The sequence below is a fragment of the Mycolicibacterium vinylchloridicum genome (assembly GCF_013404075.1).
Lineage (GTDB): Bacteria > Actinomycetota > Actinomycetes > Mycobacteriales > Mycobacteriaceae > Mycobacterium > Mycobacterium vinylchloridicum.
Map to the genome: position 1 here is coordinate 1 of NZ_JACBJQ010000083.1, position 18,588 is coordinate 18,588.

The following is an 18,588-nucleotide window of genomic DNA, read 5'->3' on the forward strand; positions in this document are numbered from 1 at the left end:
GTTCTACAATCACCAACGCCGGCACAGCTCCGCCGACGGGTTATCGCCCGTCAACTACGAGATCAGGGAATCCAAGACCAAGCCGCAAGCGGCATAAGGAACCCTCCACGATCTCGGGGGAACCCCACTTTCCACTCCCTTGTCGTTGCATGACGGGCGTCGCATGTGCCACTACCTCGGAATGGTTGTGGCCGGCACGTTGAGTCAGTACCGCAGCTTGTTAGGTTCGGGGGTGCCATCGACGATCGGAAATTTGAAGGTTCGGGGAGCCGACGGCCGTGGAGTATTTACGGGTTATACGAATATCCCTGCAGCACAGGGTGTCCGATGTATGTGGGTGTACCAGGAAGAGGGTGATCCGACCCGGCAACTTCAGAGCGTCACTTTCCCGCTGCGGGGAGATCTTGCAGCAGCCGCGACGCTCGCCGATTTGGTTGCAGCGCAGATTCAAGGTGCGCATGAAGCAGGCAACTCTGATGGCGAAGAGTTGCCAGTACTCATCCCGTTATCGTTGTCCCAGTTGTTGTACTCCGCATCGGGCGATCCCGAAATCGATTGGCCGCCCGCGGAACAGATCTCTCGGCCGCAGCAAATCAGCCGCGCGGAAATCGGAAACCTGGGATGGCGAACCGGAGCATCGCTGCGGCAGTACCGCCGGCAAGCGGGCGAGCGCGCCGGCGATGTAGACATCGCTGGTTGGAGACTCCCGCCCCACATCCGGATCGCTCATTGGCATCGCGTTCGAGTAGCCGAACGAGATGACGGCGGCAACGTCGTCGGAAACCGCCTCGGCGCCGAGGGTATCGACTGGCATTACGAACTGCGTTGGTAACCACCGACTCCGGTGAATGCAGGCGGAGGCGTCGCCCGAGCGGTTCGAGACCTGAAGTTGGGGGCCGGATAGACACGGCGAGTTGGTCGGTAGCGTACGGCACAGCCCAATGGGACATCTGCGATTCAAATGCGCTGCACAGCAACGTAAAAGCCCAGTGCAACGTTTGGTCATTGATTGGTTGTGCGCTCAGGAGACCGCCCAGCGCTGGGAGGTAGCCAGCCACTCCGCAACCGGCTCCTGCAATCGCTGCAGCACCACCGCTTCCGCTACGCCGGCGTACTGGGCGAGGGCACACAGGTAGGCCCGAGTAGCGAACGCCGCGTACATGGTCGACTGTGCTGTAACCTCAAGCGTCACTTGCATAGCCGCCGCTGACACACCTCCCACCGAGGGGCCAACGGAGGCGTACCCGGCGACCCCGGCCTGGCGAAATCGGCCATGCGTCGCGGCTGACAGCAGCGCGTACGGCAGTCCCGCCAGATCGTCCTCTTGGAGGATCGCTGAGTAGAGATCCTTCACCAGTTGCGTCTCCGACGGCGGCGCCTGCGACGTCTCCTGGTCCGCGATTACGAGGAATGGGGCGTCCCACGACCGCGGGTTCTTTCGGCGGCGTGAAGAAAGCCCCGCTGTGGCACCGACCGCGAGGTAGTCGTCAGTGCGATCGTCGACCTCGCCGACCGCTTGCTCTTTCTCCCACGGCACCGGGATGCCGTAGAGCGCCGCCAGTTCTTCGTTCAGGTAGCGCCGCAGCCGCTCTTCCCGAGATCCAGCGATGAGGACATACCACGCCTTTGCCGCGATGACCGCGCACGTGCGCGCCAACGGAAACGGTGCGAACACAACCTGATCGGCGCACACAACGGCCGCGATTCCACGGAGAAGATCACACTGTTCGAGGCCAACGGCCACCTGCTGCGTCGCGAGGGTCAGCAGGGTCTGCTTGGACTGGGTCCCCCGGTGCTCGCCACTGGCGGCGCAGTCACGCAGAGCCTCACTACCAATATTGAAGGGGTGAGACAGCTCTCCCTTGAGGAGGCTCTCAGCGGCGGTAACAAAGCGCATCACCACGTCGGCGAACTCGTCGAATTCGGGCGGGGTCGGGTGAACACTCGCCGATGGCGGAGTCGTCACCTCACGAGCCTGACTTCGCGGTACTGGTCAGCTTTTTCAGGGTCGAGGGGTCCATGGACTTATCACTCCTCAGGTTCGTCTGCCGGTTCAGATATCACGTGCAGGTAGGTGATCCCGCCCTGGTTCACGCAATCCTGCGCTAACTCGTACACCTGCCGGTGATACTCCTCGTCGGTCGCCACGGCGTTGATCGTCGACCTCACCGGCGTGTAGCTGGACAGCGGCGTCGACACCCCGTTGAAGGTGTAGCCGTGGCCATCGACCGTTAGCACGGTGAGGGGCCGCTCGCCGGCCCACTCGACACCGATGCACACGTCGTACTCGCCATGGTGCCGAGCCGCCGCGGTCGCACGGACGAGTGCGGAGAAATCCGCGACCGCCGCCTCGATCGCACGACTCTCGACCTCCTGGCCCTCGAAGTTCCCACCGTCGCTTTTCCTGTGTCCGCCAACAGCACACGCCAGAGTGACCGACCCATCATGGTGCACGCTGGCCCACGCTTCCCGCCACTGCGAGCCCTCACCGCTGGCCGTGTTTAGCGCGACCCAGCGTCGCAGGCCGGGCCTCGGGTTGAAGCGGTCGATGTTCTCCAGCGGGTGCACTGCGTTGCGATTCGCGTAGCTGAGGGTGATCGATTCAGCCTGTTTGAATATGGCCTGCGCTTCGTCCCGCGGGGGGCGTACGAGCGCCCCCGGGATGCGCGGGTGCGCGACGGCGATCAGCCATGCCCGATTTGTTGTGTCCCGACCGGTTGCGGCCTCGGCGTAGAGTGCGTCGATCGCCTCGTTGGACCTGCGCTGCTCGTCGAATCTTGCCCGGTACATCGCCGCGATCTCTCGCTCCTTCATCCACACGGTATCGGCGTTGTTCCGGATCGGGGCGCCGAAGTACTCCCCTTTGTAGATCAGGTGGGGACCGTCCGGGCTCGCCGGTACAACGACGGCGACTGCGCGGGTGCCGGTGCCGAGGCGATGGATCTCCAGTCCGAAGACCGGTGGTGTGATCGCGGTGATGGCGGCGCTGTGGAGGGTGCGCTCGTGTACCTCTGTGAGTTCGCCGGTATCGAGGCGTCCGGTTGCGGCCTTCTGCAGTTCATCGACACCGTACACAATCATGCCGCCGCCGCTATTTGCCATTGCAGCAACGTCTTTGGGGAAATCGGTCTGGGGGAGTCCCTTCGCGGGCGGAAGCTCCTTCTTCCAGTCGAGGTCGTCGGTCTCGGCGGCTCCCGCTTGGACTGCGGCGGAGAGGATCTCATCGGTCAGGGGGCTGGGTTGTCGCCCCAGAATTCGGTGCAGTGGTGTGAAGGCCATCGCACAAGACTAAGCAGAAGGACCGACGATTCTGGGTTGCCATGTCACCTTCTGAGCGAGTTAGGCGGGCACCTCAACTCCGCCGGCCGCGCACCACTCCCTGAAGGGGGCTCCAAGGTGGTCCTGTATCTGCTCTTGCGCGACATCCGTATACCGCGCCAACGCCCGGAGATGGGTCCGCGTCGCGATCGCGGCAAGCACCGTGACCTTAGCCGTTGTTCCAGGCGACGAGTGCACCCCTCGTTTCGGCCCGTCGAACCTGGACAGCCCGGTCGGGATGGACTCGGACACACCAGATTGGATGAACCGCCCGTGCGTTGCCGCCGAGAGCAACTTGTACGGCTTGTCGACCTGATCGGCTCCGAGACCGGACGCCTCGAACACATCGCGCACGATGCGGGATTCTGATGGCGGCTTCGCACCGTCTTCCTGGTCGGCTCGGACGAGGTGAGGCGCCTGCGAATTCCACGCCGTCTTTTTCTTCGGTACGAGCCGGAGGCCTGCCGTCGCTCCGACCGCGGCAAGGTCGTCCGTTTTCGCGGTGATGTCAGCAGTCGAATCCGGATCGGTGAATTCCCAGGGAGCGCCGTAAAGGGCCCCTAGCTCTTCGTTCAGGTAGTGCTGCAGGCGATCCACTCGGGTGGGCGCGCTGATGATGAACCATGCCTTCGCGGCAGTCACTACACACGTCCGGGCCAACGGGTACGGAGAAAAGAAGACCTTGTCCGCCGTTAAAGCTGCGGCCATCCCGCGATGGAGGTCGCACTGCGCGGCGACCGCGTAGAGCTGCATCGTCGCCATACGGGTCAGAGCATGTGTGGTCAGCGTGCCGCGGTGCAGTTCATCGGCCGCGCAATCGCGCAGGCCCTCGCTGCCGACCGAGAAGGGAAACTCGAAGTCAACGGCGAGCAGTGACTCCACCGCGTCAGTGAACCGAAGGATGATCTCCGACAGGTTCACGTATCCGGCGGCGGGCACCCCGCGCCTGCGGTTACTCGCCTTCGAAGTCATGTGCTGCAACGTACACACCGGGCGTGGGCGAGCCGATCCTCCCAGCGGCGGAGCAATCCATCGCTGTCGACTACAGACATGGTCTGCTCGGCCCGCGCGGCCTACCGCATCTGGATGCGGTGACGCTGTGAGGCGCTCGTCAGGTTTACCTGGTCACGTTCTTGCCGAGGAAATCGCGTAGCCGCGCCGCGGCGTCCCAGCGGAGGCCTTGGCCGATGAAGTAGCCGACAACCCAGTCAGGGCCGCATCCGGCTTCGGCCAGTTGCTGGCCATATGTACGCGTCATCGTGCCTACGTTGGTCTTAAAGTCCGCCCAGCCGTTATTCCCGTACATCCTCAGCGCGTCGAGCAAGTCTTTGATATCTGATGGCGGAGCGGAAACTATCGCTCCGGTCAGGATGTGGTTGGCGCCTACAGCAGCGGCCCAACCTGCCAAGCGCGGATGCCCGTCCGCGGGATCACCCTCCGTGGCCAGCAACCGGATCCGACTCTTCCGGGCACCTGCCATCCCGTCGGCGAGTCGCCGAAGACTGGCCCATGGGACGAATTCGACGCTACTAGCCTCGGCCGCCCGCGACACCTCCGCTTGCTCGTCCTCGGAGTATGGACGGGGAAGCCACAGGCACTCCGGCGGATCAGAAGGATCGAACATGGGTCGAACCATATCTCGCCGTTGTGCGTTGCCGCCGCATCCTGGAGCCTCCCCCTTTCCATCCAGCCACGCCGCGACTAAACGCAGGTCACCAACACGTGGCGCTCGGCGACCGTGCAGGCCTGCACCAGATCCTTGCCCGAAAAATGACACCACCTTGAGACGGATTCCCTAGGACAAAATGTGGAACGCAGCGCATCGCAGCAGGCGACGGCTGGGTCGAATGACAACGGAGTTGGGAACCTACACGCGCGTGGCATAGCGGTGCTAAGCAATATTTAGAGCCCTCTTTGGCCTACACGTCACCGGACGTCGGGCGCGGGGCCTGACTGTCGGACGGCCAATATTCGCGCACAGCGGTGGCCCTCCGAGCAGGCAAGATGAAGAGTTGAAAGTGTGCGGCTTTGGGCGGCGCAGCGGCATGGGGAGCCGGTTTATGTTGAGTCGGTGACCGAAGTTGACCGAACTGCTGTACATCGCGGGAATCCGGGGGCGGAGTAAATGGCAGGCGAACGAGGCAGCGCCGTCGAGGACAAAGAGGTCGCCCGCCGGCGCCTGGGCCGAGGCCTGGGCTACGCGACGCGGGTCCAGGTCACCGCCCACCAGTTCATGGCGCGTCGTGCCGCTCTGGGGATGACACGGGGCCAGGTGCGCATGGAAGCAGAGCCGGGGCGGCGGGAATGGATGGCCGTCCTGGCGGGGATGTCGATCGTCGTCGTGATCTGTGTGGGCGCGCTGTTCTGGTCGTTCATCCGGCCGGCGGGCTCGGTGGGCGGGTCCAAGATCATTGCTGACCAGGACAGCGGGGCGCTCTACGTCAACGTCGGCAACGTGCTCTACCCGGCGCTGAATCTGACCTCGGCCCGGTTGATCGCCGGGCAGGCCGAGAACCCGGTTCGGGTGCGCCGCAGCGAGATCGATTCCCGGCCTCGCGGGGTGATGGTCGGCATTCCGGGGGCGCCGAACGTCATGAACGCGACCGCCCCCGCGGGATCGTCGTGGCTGGTCTGTGACGCGGTGACCAAGGCGTTCGGCGCGGGGGCACCCGAGCCGGTCACCGTGACAGTGATCGACGGCCGACCTGATCTGTCGGACCGTCGCAAGGTGCTCGACAAGTCCGATGGTGTCTTGCTGCGCTTCGGCACCGATGTGTGGTTGATCCGCGATGGCCGCCGCTCGCTGGTGGACGCCGGCCAGCGGCCGGTGCTTTTGGCGCTCGGGGTCAGCGCCGAGGACCTGGCGGCGGCCCGGCCGATGAGTCAGGCCTTGCTCAACGCGATTCCGGTGGCCCCGCCACTGACCGTGCCGGTGATCCCAGGACTGGGCAATCCTGCTCCGTTCCCTGGTGCTCCGGGTCCGGTGGGCACTGTCGTGTCGACACCTCAGGTCGAGGGGAACACGACGTATTCGGTGGTCCTGCAGTCGGGGATGCAGACCATCTCCCCGATCGTGGCGCAGATCCTGCAGAACGCCGGCGGCAACCCCACGGGCGCAGTTCCGGTAATCGCCGGTTCGGTGTTGTCGCAGCTGCCGTCGGTCAACATCATTGACACCTCGATCTATCCGGACGAGCCACTGAAAGTGGTGGATACGCAGGCCAATCCGGCGACGTGCTGGTGGTGGGAGAAGGGTGCGGGGGAGAACCGCACCACCACCTCGGTGGTGTCGGGTGCGACCATTCCCGTGCCAGCCGACCGTAGTGGCGACATTGTCAAATTGGTGCCGTCGGAGACGACCGGTGGCCAGGTCGCCGATCAGATCTTTTTCGGACCGGACTATGCCAATTACGTGGTGAGCACCGGCAATGGGCCCACCGCGTCGACGAAGGAGTCCGCGTGGTGGCTCTCGGAGTCAGGGGTGCGGTTCGGCGTGCAACGGGATCAAGAGACGCTGACTGCGCTGGGTTTGAACACTGAGCCGAAACCGGCGCCGTGGTCGGTGCTGCGTTTGTTCGTTGCCGGCCCGACGCTGGCGAAGGCTGATGCCTTGGTGCGTCACAACACGCTGCCGCTCGATCGCAGCCCTGGAGCATTGGAGCAACCCAGGTGAAGCAAGGATTCGTCCGGCCCAAGCCCACACCGCCGCCGGGCAGCGACCTCAAGCCGCAGCCGATCAAGCTGTTGACGCCGCTGAAAGTTCCTCCGCCAGAGGGTAAGTCGCCGTGGCTGATCGTGGTGGGCATCCTGGTCATCGGCCTGGTCGGCGGCATGGTGGCCGTTTCGTTCGCCTCGGGTGCCCGCACGTTCAACGGTGTGGGTGCGATCTTCCCGGTGTTCAGCATTCTCGGTATCGGCGCGATGCTGTTCGCCGGCCGGTTCGGGGGCGGTAATCAGCAGATGAGCCGCGGAAAGCTCGATGCGCTGCGAGCCAGGTTCCTGCTGGTCCTGGATGAGATGCGTGATCGGGTCTCTGATGCCGCCGACAAGCTCGACGGGAATTACCGGTGGTATCACCCGCCGGTGGACAGCCTGCTCGCCCAGGCCGGCGGGCCGCGGATGTGGGAACGCAACCCCAACGGTAAAGACACCTGGTTCGGGGTCGCCCGGGTGGGCGTGGGCATGACCTCGCTGACCGAGGGCGGGGCGATCACGTTCAGTGAGCCCGATGACATGCCGACCGAGGTCGAGCTCGAACCGGCGACCGGCAAGGCCCTGCAGGAGTTCGTGCGCTATCAGAGCGTGGCCTACGGCACCCCGGCGCTTATTTCCCTGCTGGTGGAGCCGGGCTATCGGGTCACCGGCGAGCGTGATGCCACACTGGGGCTGATGCGGGCCATCGTCGCCCAGCTGGTGTTTTCCCACGGCCCGGATCATCTCCAGCTGGTCGTTGTGACCGATGACGTCGCGGAATGGGAGTGGGTAAAGTGGTTGCCCCACAACGGGAATCCGCGACAGATTGACGGCGCTGGACCGGCGCGCATGGTCTATACCTCGGTAAGCGAGTTCGCGGACAGTCAGTTCACTGATGCCGTGCGCCGCGCCGGTGCCTTCGTTCCGCGCCATGCAGGCAGTCGCGACGCCGTAGCCCCGATGCCGCACACCGTGGTGATCAGTGACGTCGCCTCGGGCAGCTGGTATTCGGTGATGACCTCAACGGGGGTGCAGGGCTGGACGTTCTTCGACATTCGCGGTGGGGTGCCCGCCTGCCAGGACGAGCGGGGCACGCGCACGCTGCGGCTCAGCGAGGACGGTGTGATTGACGCCGTGCCGCGCGACGGGAACTGGGCGGCCGACGCCCAGGACGGGTTTCAGTTCTTTGCGATCGCTGATCAGTTGGAGCGCTTCGAAGCTGAGCAGCTGGCCCAGCAGATCGCGCGTTCGCGCATCGCCGAACCGTACGAAGACATTGGCGATGATCTGAGCGATTTCAAACGGCCGCGCGACATCCTGTCCTATTACGGCATCAATGACCCCGCCGCTATCGATTTCGACGCGCTGTGGGGTCCCCACCGCGATATCAACGCCCCGGAGAACCTGCGCGTGCCCTTCGGCACCCGCGCGGACAACGGCGAGCTGGTGTTCGTCGACATGAAAGACATGAATCAGGGCGGTGATGGTCCCCATGGGGTCATGTCTGGCACAACGGGATCTGGCAAGACCACGGCGATCCGAACGGTCATCCTGGCGCTGATCGTGGGTCATCCACCGGAGAACCTGCAGATGATTCTGGCGGACTGCAAGGGCGGCGCGGGTGTGAAGCCCTTCGAGGGCACCCCGCACGTGCCGCACATCATCACCGACTTGGAAGACGACCAGGTGCTGATGGACCGGTTCATCACTGCCATGTGGGGCGAGATCGCGCGCCGCAAGCAGGTCTGCAACTCGGTCGGCGCCGACGATGCCTACGAGTACAACCAGATTCGCGACGAGCGCGCGGCCCGCGGTGAATACCTGGAGCCGCTGCCACGGCTGCTGGTGGTGCTCGACGAGTTCAAGGAGGCCTTCCGGATCAAACCGGATCTGCCCGAAGTGCTCGACCAGATCGGCCGCCAGGGCCGATCCCTGTGGGTGCATCAGCTGCTGGCCAGCCAGGACATCGACGCGCGAGCGGAAAAACTGCTGGAGAACGTCGGCTATCGGCTGGTCCTGCGGCAGAACACCTCAGCCAGTGCCTCGGCGGCCGGCGTCCCGCAAGCGGTGAACCTGCCCCGAGAGGTCGGTGTGGGGTACATGCGCACCGGCTCGGCCGACGAACTTACCCGATTCCGGGCCGAGTCACTGTGGCGGGACTATCGCCGCCCGGGCGCGGACAACGACGACGTTATCGAGGCCACGTCATCGTCAGAGAAATACCTTGAGCCGCAACTGTTCACGACTTCGTGGGTACCGCTGCCCGAGCATCTGAGCGAGCACACTCCGGTGGAAATCAGCGTCGCGCCCGTTTCCGTGGAGGATCAGGACGACCAGGACGATGCGCTGCGCAAGCCGAAGGTCGGCCCGGTCATTCTCGATCAGCTGCGCAGCTACAACTTCAAGCCCCAGGTGCTCTGGCAGCCGCCCTTGGACGTACCGCACACGATCGACCAGATCGTCAACATGCATCTCGGTCGGCGATGGGACGAGAACTACGCGGCCACACCGGATTTGGTTTTCCCGATCGGCATCGTCGACCGCCCCTACAAGCAGGACCAGCACCCGCTGCTGGTCAACACCACCAGCGACGGCGCCAACCAGCTCGTCGTGGGTGTGCGCTCGGCGGGCAAGACCACCACACTGCAGACCCTGATCTGCGCTGCGGCGATGACACATTCCCCCGAGCAGGTGCAGTTCTACTGCCTGGCGCTGTCGTCGCGGGCGTTGGATACCGTCGCCGGTCTACCTCATGTCGGCGGGGTGGCGGGCGCTTTGGATGAGGACGGTATTCGCCGCACCATCTCCGAGATGCTCGAGCTGCTGGAGCGCCGGCAACGCAGCTTCCCCGCATGCGGGATCAGCTCGATGCAGGACCTGCGCGACCGCAAGTTCCGCGGTGTCCCCGGCGCGGTTCCCGATGATCCGTTCGGCGATGTGTATCTGGTGGTGGACAACTACGCTGCGCTGACCGCCGAAGCCTCGACGATCCGCAATAAGGACCTTCTGTCGGCCCAGATTCAGAAGCTCGTCGGCGAGGGCAGCAGCTTCGGTATCCACGTGATTATCTCTGTGGGTCGTGACATCGACCTACCGCCGCGCATGCGCGGGGCCTGGCCCCAGCGCGTGGAACTCAAGCTGCAGGGCCCTGAGGACGCCAAGCTCTTGCGCGGCAAGCTCACCGACGCGGTTCCTTCGGGTAAGCCGGGCCGCGGGATGGTCGCCCAGAACTACGTACGTCTGGGCGCCGAAGAGGAAGGCCTACACACCCTGATCGCGCGGCCGGCGTTGCGCGGCACCCCGGACACGGAGTTCCGGTCCGACAGTGTGGTCGAGGCGGTGCGCCGGGCGGCGGACAAGTACCGCCCCGCCCCTCGCGTGCGCCAGTTGCCCATGAACGTGACGCTGGCCGAGCTGCACACGCGGGCACAGCGCGAACAGCACGCGGGCATGGCATGGGCGATCAACGAGCGCGACGAGCTGGTCGGCTTGGAGAAGGATTCACCCTTCCTGATCATTACCGGCCGCGAGGACTGTGGACGGACCAATGCGCTCTCGGCGATCATGCGTGAAATCGCGCGCGTCTACGCGCCGGGGGCCAGCGCCGCGGTGCCGGATCCGCGCGACACACGGCCCCCCGCGCAGGTGTGGCTGGTCAACCCGCGCCGTGAACTGCTGCGCGTACTGGGCAAGGACTACCTGGAACGCTTCACCTACCGCAACGATGAGATCGGGCCCTGGGCGACGCAGCTCAACGGCATCCTGACCGCCCGGCTGCCCGAATCAGGACTCGACGTGGACGCGAGTTTGGAGCGGCGGTGGTCGGGTCCGGAAATCTTCCTGATCATCGACGACGCCGATCGGCTGCCGTTCGGCTTTGACGCCCCGCTACGCGAGCTGGTGCCCAGCGCCAACGCCGCCGCCGACGTCGGCCTGCGCATCATCTACGCCCGCCGCTTCGGCGGATGGGCCGGATCAGACCGCGCCGATCCGCTGCTGGGCGCCATGAAGCAGGCCAACGCACCCCTGCTGGTGATGGATTCTGACGGCGAAGAAGGCTTTGTGCGCGGCCGGTGGAAGGGCCACCCCATGCCGGTTGGCCGTGGATTCCTGATGAGTACCGGCGAATCGGGACTTTACGTTCAAATTGGCCATGACACTTCGCCGGAGGCTGGAGCGAATTGATTTTGGCGCACCGCACCCACCCAAAACTCCCGTTACACTCATATTGGAAATTCGACGCGACACAAGGGGGTCACGTTCCATGTTCGTCACCACTGAACCGTTAGAAATGGGTAGTACGGCCGGCACGTTGACGGCCCTGACCTCGGCCTTTACCAGTGGGAACGCTGCGGCCGCCGCGCCCACGACGGCCGTGGGGCCTGGGCAGGCCAATGAGACGGCACTGCTGCTGTCGGCCGCGTTCGGCACCCACGGCTCGCTGTATCAGGCGATGGCGGATATGGCCTCAGCCTGGCATGCGATGTTTGCCGGAGCGTTGGGTACATCCGGCGCCAGCTACGCAGCCACCGAGGCGTTCAACGCCGTGGCGGCGATGTAACGCACCTACACCCACAGCCATGGTTGAGTACGGAGCGCTGCCGCCGGAGATCAACTCCGCGCGTGCCTACGCCGGACCCCAGTCAGCGCCGCTGACCGCGGCAGCCGGTGCATGGCAGTCGTTGGCAGCCAACCTGGCCAGTAACGCCGCCGCGTTGAATTCGGCCATCATGGCGCTGCTTGCTGGCGGCTGGCAGGGCCCGTCCTCAACAATGATGGCCGCCGGCGGTGCGGAGAATGTTCGCTGGCTCTTTCAGGCAGCGACCCAAGCCCAGGAAACCGCACTCGCGGCCGCGCAAGCCGCTCTGGCGATCGAGGCCGCGCATGCGGGCTCGGTGCCCCCGCCGGTGATCGAGGCCAACCGGAATCTGCTCCAAACCCTCATCGCCACCAACTTCATGGGCGTCAACGCTGGCCCCATTGCCGCCTGTGTCGCCGCCTACGACGAGATGTGGAGCCAGGACGCATCGACGATGTACGGGTTCAGTGCCGACGCTGCCGGCATCACCGGATCGCTCGTCCCGTTCATGGCTCCCGCGCCCACGGTCAATCCTGGCGGCGTCGCCAGCCAGGCCGCCGCCGTCGCGCAGGCGGGCGGGACGGCGGCCGGGCAGGCGGGCCAGAATGCGGCATCGGCGGGGCAGTCGACGGCCAGCATGGGCGGCGGGGACGCCAGCTCCATCATGGCGATGGCACCGCAGTTCATGAGCGCTGTTCCGCAGGCGTTGCAGGGCCTGGCGTCGCCATTGATGGGCGGCGGGGGCAACCCGCTGCAGAGCTTGGGCGGCTTCCAGTCGCTGCTGTCTCCGTTCATGAGCATGATGAATCCTTCGATGGGCGGTATCGGCGGCACCGGTGCGCTGACCTCGGCGGCTTCCACTCTGGGGCCTGCTGGTGGGCTCGGTGGCGGCGGCTTTGGTAGCGGCGGGATGGGAGCCCTCTCGGCCGGGTTGGGCGGCGCCCGCAGCATGGGTGGATTGTCGGTGCCGGCGACGTGGGCGGCGAGCGCTCAGCTGGGCGGCGCGGGTGCCGCACCGATCTCGGCGACCGGCGCAGCCAGTGGCGCTGCCGCACCGTCTGCCGCGAGCGGAGGCGTGGGAGCAGGGGGAGCGGCGCCCATGGCGGCTATGCAGGGCAAAGACAACTCTTCGGGCAATGGCCCGTCCTATGGCGCGCCCGTGCGCGTCCTTCCCACACCGCGCTGAGCGGGCGGCCGGCGGATACCGAAGGGGGTCGGGAACTCAATTCACGAAAAGATTTTTGGCGCATTGCTATACAGCGCGCCGTCAGGACACGATTACAGAGTCCAAGCAAATGGCCAGCATTTACACCGACAACCCAGGAGCAAATAGATGTCCAATTTCATGACCGACCCGGCCGCGATGCGCGACTATTCCGGCCGTTTCGCTAATCACGCCTCCAACATCACCTCCGACGCCCAGAAGGCCTACGCCTCGTCCACGGGCATCGCGGGCGCCGGCTGGGACGGTGACGCCAACACGACGTCGCTGGGCACCGTGGAGGAGATGATGCGCGCGTTCCGCAACATCGAGAACCAGATGCACTTCGCCAGCGACAATCTGCGCACCTCGGCTGACACTTACGAGCAGCAGGAACACGCCAACGCCGCCGCGCTGAAGTCCTGACCTAATCCCCGACAACCACTGACATCCCTTCTCAGACAAGGACGTTCACACCATGCCCATCTCTTATCACTACTCAGACGTCGAAGGCCACGGCAAACTGCTGCAGGCCCAGGCGGGCTCACTGGAAGCCGAGCACCAGGCGATCCTCAACGACCTCAACGCTTGCGCCGACTTCTGGGGCGGCACCGGTAGCACCGGCTTCCAGGAGTTCGTCAACGAGCTCAACCGCAACTTCCGGGTGATCTTCGAGCAGCTCCATGAGCACGGCGGCAAGGTCGGGACCGCTGCGGGCAATACCGCCCACACCGACAGCGGTGTCGGCAACACCTGGTCGCTCTGAGCGACCCCAGCAAGGGGGTGCGCCGCCGCCACGCACAAGCGCAGCGGACGCACTGCCCCACGACACCTCACGGCGGCTAGCTTCTACCGAGCGCCAACCGCCTGAGTATGCGGCGGCACCCTCACCCGAGGGTGCCGCCGCATTCGGTTTCGTCAACGACGACATAGCAGCCGTACAACGGCAGACCACCCAACGTAAAGGACACGCGCACAATGTTTCCCGCCCACAGTGCCGAACCCGTCGCCGATGTGACAGTCAACTTGCACGGGATGTGGATGCTGCAAGCCATGCTCGATATCGCCACGGTGGCACCGGAACTCAGCACGGTGCCGTATGGCGCGCCACGGGAGAGCACGTGGATCTCCGGAGACCCGCGCATCGAACAACTTCAAGAGGCGGGCGTGGTAGGCCACGACGGACACGTGATTCCCGCCGTGGCCGCGCGCATGCGAGCAGTGGCAGCCCCCGATGTCGAGGTGGCCATTCTCATTGCGCGGGGCGCACTTTCGTGGAAGGGACGCATTGACGTCACCGATCCGGGGACGTGGCGGCGCGACATTCCGGAGAACCAGCTGCAGATCGTGCTCGCCCGCCGCGACGGCCGGTGGGTCTCGGCAGCTCGCGCCGGTGACGACATCACCATCGACGATGTCGGCTTCGACGGTAACTCGGCGGTCTGGCTTCGCGACATCATTGTCGATCAGCTCAACGCGCTGCATCCGGTCGAGCCCTCGCGCATCGAGCCGATGAACCTTCCCTACGAGGACACTCTCAGTGCAGCCGCCGCGCGGGCGGCCGCAACGGAAGACCCGCAGCGCGACCTTCCGCTGCGCTCACTCGGTGTTCCGCCGGCGGCGCTGGCCGAGCTCGGGGCGCTACTGGATGAGCCGGTCGTCGAGGCAGTCGTATACGCGCGTGCCCACACCGATGCCCGCCGGGACACCAGCGTCACAGCGCTCAACATCCGCGACACCGACAGCGGACGGGTCGCGCTGTACCAGATGCTGGCGCCGCGCGGCTCCACCCAGGACTGGATGGTGCTAGCGCCCGGGTCGCCCAGCCAAATCCTGCAAGGCATTCAAACCGTGCTGAGCAGCGTGAATGTCCGCGACTGGGAAAACCATCAACGATTCGCGTAATGCCTGCGCCCAACAGCAACGGATATACCGAATATTCTCGCTTGGGCGTAGTTAACCGGTAATTGGCGGCCCTACGATTGCATCATCACTTTCATCAAGCCATTGGGGTGGTTATATGAGCATGGACCCGGAATTCGCCGCGCGGTACCTGAACGAGCAGGACCCCGACGAAAGCCCGCCTGTCCGGGGTCTGGACCGGGAGGCCGACATCGGCGCTGAACCCCAGGTCCCCGAGGTGCCGTCGTTACCTGAACCCGAAGCCCCGCCCTATCAGGCGATGCCGGACAACTGGGCAGAAACCACACAAGTCGTGGCCTCGCCCTTGGTGCCACCGCCCCCCGCGACGCGACCCGACGAGCAGCGCCGCCCGGGTGCACCTTCGCGCCCGGCCGAGGGCGCAGGGGAGTACCGCGAGCCCGCTCCGCGTCACCGCGACACCACCGGCGACTACACCGCTGACCGGCGGCACCAGGCGCCTGCGAGGCCGCCCCACGGTTTCGCCGACGCGGGCTCCACCGATGCCGGGCAGGCCCTCTCGGGGCCGTTCGTCGACCTCTCGGGGCCGTTCGTCGATTACTCCCGCGGCCCGGCCGCGGCGCACCGCCCTCCGTCACAGCCCTTTCCCGCCGGGCCTTCGCAGGCACCGTTCGCGGCCAATAATGGCGTAGCGCGCAGCGAGTCAGCGCCGCTGTGGGATGCCAGCGGCTCCAGCTTCGCCGACGCATCCAACGCTCCGGCGCTGCGGGCCGAGGACGTCGTGTCCGCGCACAAGTTGCCGCCCGAAATGGGGTGGCGCAAGGCTGTGTACCTCGGGTCGGCCAAGACGATCAATCTCGGTGCTGGGCCGGCCGAGCAGCAGCTGCGCGAGCAGATCGACCTCATCAAAACCAACATTCCGGGCAACTACCTGATCGGCGTGGTGTCTATCCGCGGGGGAGTGGGCAAGACCCGCACCACCGCTGGGGTGGGAACTGCCTACGCCATCCACCGCAAGAACGAACCCGTGCTGGCGATCGACGCCAACCCCACATACGGCGCGCTGGGCCGCCTCATCGATCCGACGGCCACCGCCTCAATTCGAGAGTTCCTGGCGGACAACAACCTTCACAGCTACCCGATGGCCCGGCACTACACCGGCAAAAACAAGCCCGGCCTGGAGGTCCTGGGCGCCAACCAGAACGTAGCCAATCCGTTTGACCTCTCACCGGAGGCCTTCGGGGCAGTGCTGCGCCGGGTACGCCGCTTCTATCAACTGGCGCTGGTCGACTGCGGCCCGGAAATCGAACACCCCGTCATGCAGACGGTGCTCTCCCAGGTCGATTCGCTGATCATCGTGGGCACCATGAATTTCGACGGCGCGGCCGCAGCGGAAACCACCATCAAATGGCTGGCCGCCCGTAGCGAGTACCAGGCCCTGCTGCGCCGCTCGGCGCTCGTCCTCAACGACGTGTACAACTGCGCCGACAAGGATTTCATGGCCAAGGTGCGCGAAACGATCGGCCAGCGCGTCGGCGGCGTCACCTCGATCCCGTGGGACAAGCACCTGCGCGATAGCCCTCAGCTGGACTGGGATGCGCTGCGCCGCGACACCCAGTACGCCTACCTGGGTGTGGCCGCGTGGATGGCGCAAGGCTTCCGTAGCGGACGGACGGCACTGCGGTGACCTCGGTTCGTGATGCCCCGGTGGCCGCTGGAGCGGGGGAAGAATCCGAGCAGCTGCGCCAGGTGCTGGTCGCGGTCATGATCAACGACATATCGATCGGCGTGCGCCTCGACGCCGCCGCCGCGATCGGTATTCAGACACCAGCTCTGGTCGACGTGCTCAACAGCCGCCTGAGCGAGATCGGCAAGCTCCGACTGTCGGTCCGCCCGAACGATGCGGTGCCGGGACGCGGACGGTGGGCGCTGTGCTGGGTCGATGGGACACCGTTGAAGCCCAAGCGCTCGCTCAGTGAACAGGGTGTCCTCGACGGTGCCACCCTGTGGCTGCGTTTCATCGACGACGCCGAAACGCGGATTCCGGTGATCGAGCACGTCACCAGCGCCATCCCCGCCGAACTGCGCAAGCACTGGCCGCCGGTGACACCGCCGTGGGCTGCCCGGGTGGGCGTGGTGCTGGTCGCCATCGCCATGTTGCTGGTCACCGCGCTGCTGCTGCGCTGGCGCTACGGCCACGACGACGCGATCGCCAGCGCTGCCGCCGGCGTCTGCGCGCTGGTGCTGATCGTCGCTGCCGCCGTCACCGGCATCCGCTCCTCACGCACTCGGCGGGCGGCCGGCGATGTTCGCACCGTCGAGCCTGAACGCGCAGAGGTTCTGCGCGCCGAACTGTTTGTCGCGGACACTTTCCTGCTGCTGGCGGCCGCCACGACCGCGGTCGCGGCCGCGCTGGCCATTCCTGGTCCGCTCGGTGCCGTTCATGCGGGAGTGGGTGCCGCGGTCACCCTGGCCGCAGCGGGGCTGATCATTCGATTCACCGGCCGCCATATCGCCTTGTGCACCGCGGCGGTGGTCATCAGCATGGCCGCCTTGGCCGCCGGGGTGGCGCGGATGCTGCTGGTCACCTCAGCGGTGACTCTGCTGGGCATTGTGCTGCTGGTGTCCCTGGTGTGCATCAAGCTGGCGCCGGGCTTTGCGCGCATGCTGGCCAACCTGCGGCTGCCGGTGTTCCCGTCTGCTAGCGGGCGATGGATCTTCGAGACTCGCCCTGATCTGCCCAGTGCCGTGGTGGTGCCCAGCGGCGACACCCCCACGCTCGAAGGCCCCGAGTCGGTCCGCAACGTGATCATCTCCGTTGACCGAGCCCACAGCCTTCTGACCGGCCTGCTGGCCGGCTTCTCGGCCCTGATGGTCGTCAGCGCGACCGCGCTGTGCGATCCGCGCACCGACCAACGATGGCTGCCCGTGGTGGTCGCTGCGACCAGCGCGGGGGCGATCCTGCTGCACGCCCGCTCCTACACCGACCGGCGTCAATCGACCCTGCTGGCTGTCGCGTCGGTCGCCATCGGGCTGGCCGTGCCGATCCGCTACGCGGTGGGACTGTGGTCACCGGCGGCCCTGCTGATCGGGTGCGCCACCATGCTGGTGCTCACCGCCGCCGGCCTAGCGCTAGCGTCGATCGTCCCGACGCACGTCTACAGCCCGATGTTCAAACAGATCGTGGAATGGGTGGGTTACCTGCTGCTCATCGCCCCGTTCCCTCTGACGTTCTGGCTGATGGGCGTGTTCACGGCAATCCGGTACCGCTCATGAACACCGGTGCTGCCGTGCGCAGCGCGACGTGCCTGCTCGGCGTGACCCTGATGGCGTTGGCACCGGCGCTGGCGACCGCGCCCACCGCGGTCGCCGTCGCCCCGCCCACCATCGATCCCGCAGCCGTTCCACCGGACGGACCGCCCACCCCGCCAGAACCGATGAAGCAGGGGGCCTACTGCCCGCGCGTGGGCACACTTCCGGGCACCGATTACCGGGTGCAGCCCCGCTATCTGGACATGATGAATCTGTCCGAAGCGTGGCAATTCGGCCGCGGTGCGGGCGTCACCGTGGCGGTCATCGACACCGGGGTCAATCCCCACCCGCGCCTACCCAACCTCATTCCGGGAGGCGACTACGTCTCTGATGGTGACGGCCTGCAGGACTGCGACGCACACGGCACCATCGTGGCGTCCATCATCGCGGCCCAGCCCGCGGACGGGAAGACGCCCCTTGCCCCGCCGCGCCAAACGCGGCGTCCCGACACCGTTCCCACATCGGAAGCCCCACCACCGCCACCGCCACCGCCGCCGCAGACGGTGCTCATCCAGGCCCCGCCGCCGCCTCCTCCTCCCCCGCCCCCGCCCGCCCCGCCCGCCGCCGCCGCCGCCGCCCCCGCCCCCGTCCCTGAACGATCCCC

General features: G+C 66.0%; 15 protein-coding genes. 11 read left to right on the top strand and 4 right to left on the bottom strand.

The annotated features are described in order from the left end of the window. Window positions 1–331 precede the first annotated feature (331 nt). Window positions 332–832 (top strand): AcrVA2 family anti-CRISPR protein, encoded by a 501-nt coding sequence (locus HPC46_RS31730; RefSeq protein ID WP_036424901.1) that lies wholly within the window; start codon window positions 332–334, stop codon window positions 830–832. A 189-nt stretch (window positions 833–1,021) separates the two neighbouring features. Here the strand turns inward: HPC46_RS31730 and HPC46_RS31735 are convergent, their stop codons facing one another. The 4 genes from HPC46_RS31735 to HPC46_RS31750 all read right to left on the bottom strand — a co-directional run bounded on the left by HPC46_RS31735 (window position 1,022) and on the right by HPC46_RS31750 (window position 4,942). Next, entirely contained in the window at window positions 1,022–1,966 is a 945-nt protein-coding gene (locus HPC46_RS31735; RefSeq protein WP_005148429.1) for a hypothetical protein, read from the bottom strand. A gap of 62 nt (window positions 1,967–2,028) precedes the next feature. After that, a complete protein-coding gene (locus HPC46_RS31740; RefSeq protein ID WP_005148428.1) occupies window positions 2,029–3,279 on the bottom strand; it encodes an AlbA family DNA-binding domain-containing protein in 1,251 nt (416 codons plus the stop codon). A gap of 60 nt (window positions 3,280–3,339) precedes the next feature. Further along, window positions 3,340–4,257, bottom strand: coding sequence for a hypothetical protein (locus HPC46_RS31745; RefSeq protein WP_005148427.1), 918 nt, complete (start codon window positions 4,255–4,257; stop codon window positions 3,340–3,342). A 178-nt stretch (window positions 4,258–4,435) separates the two neighbouring features. Continuing rightward, complete coding sequence (locus HPC46_RS31750) at window positions 4,436–4,942, bottom strand: hypothetical protein (RefSeq protein ID WP_005148426.1); 507 nt, start codon at window positions 4,940–4,942, stop codon at window positions 4,436–4,438. A 501-nt stretch (window positions 4,943–5,443) separates the two neighbouring features. On the opposite strand from HPC46_RS31750, the gene eccB reads away from it, so the two are divergent. From eccB to HPC46_RS31800, 10 genes are all read left to right on the top strand, one after another. Continuing rightward, window positions 5,444–6,991, top strand: a complete 1,548-nt coding sequence (eccB, locus tag HPC46_RS31755) for a type VII secretion protein EccB (RefSeq protein ID WP_005148425.1) — start codon at window positions 5,444–5,446, stop codon at window positions 6,989–6,991. Next, window positions 6,988–11,196, top strand: coding sequence for a type VII secretion protein EccC (locus tag HPC46_RS31760; RefSeq protein WP_005148424.1), 4,209 nt, complete (start codon window positions 6,988–6,990; stop codon window positions 11,194–11,196). Before eccB ends, HPC46_RS31760 begins: the two co-directional genes overlap by 4 nt. A gap of 79 nt (window positions 11,197–11,275) precedes the next feature. Continuing rightward, window positions 11,276–11,572: a PE family protein gene (locus tag HPC46_RS31765; protein WP_005148423.1), complete on the top strand. Its 297-nt coding sequence runs from the start codon at window positions 11,276–11,278 to the stop codon at window positions 11,570–11,572. A gap of 19 nt (window positions 11,573–11,591) precedes the next feature. Beyond that, on the top strand, window positions 11,592–12,776 hold the full coding sequence (locus HPC46_RS31770; protein WP_005148422.1) for a PPE family protein: 1,185 nt from the start codon (window positions 11,592–11,594) through the stop codon (window positions 12,774–12,776). A gap of 147 nt (window positions 12,777–12,923) precedes the next feature. Next, on the top strand, window positions 12,924–13,217 hold the full coding sequence (locus HPC46_RS31775) for a WXG100 family type VII secretion target (protein ID WP_005148421.1): 294 nt from the start codon (window positions 12,924–12,926) through the stop codon (window positions 13,215–13,217). Between the two features lie 52 nt (window positions 13,218–13,269). Continuing rightward, a complete protein-coding gene (locus HPC46_RS31780; protein WP_005148419.1) occupies window positions 13,270–13,557 on the top strand; it encodes a WXG100 family type VII secretion target in 288 nt (95 codons plus the stop codon). Window positions 13,558–13,769: 212 nt separating this feature from the next. Continuing rightward, window positions 13,770–14,696: an ESX secretion-associated protein EspG gene (locus tag HPC46_RS31785; RefSeq protein ID WP_005148418.1), complete on the top strand. Its 927-nt coding sequence runs from the start codon at window positions 13,770–13,772 to the stop codon at window positions 14,694–14,696. 115 nt (window positions 14,697–14,811) lie between these two features. After that, window positions 14,812–16,359 carry a MinD/ParA family ATP-binding protein gene (locus HPC46_RS31790; RefSeq protein ID WP_005148417.1) on the top strand — a complete coding sequence of 516 codons (1,548 nt, stop codon included), beginning with the start codon at window positions 14,812–14,814 and terminating at the stop codon, window positions 16,357–16,359. After that, complete coding sequence (gene eccD / locus HPC46_RS31795) at window positions 16,356–17,948, top strand: type VII secretion integral membrane protein EccD (protein ID WP_005148416.1); 1,593 nt, start codon at window positions 16,356–16,358, stop codon at window positions 17,946–17,948. Before HPC46_RS31790 ends, eccD begins: the two co-directional genes overlap by 4 nt. Continuing rightward, window positions 17,945–18,588: S8 family serine peptidase (locus HPC46_RS31800; protein WP_179476034.1), on the top strand; the 644-nt coding region annotated here is incomplete at its 3' end. The genes eccD and HPC46_RS31800, both read left to right, overlap by 4 nt.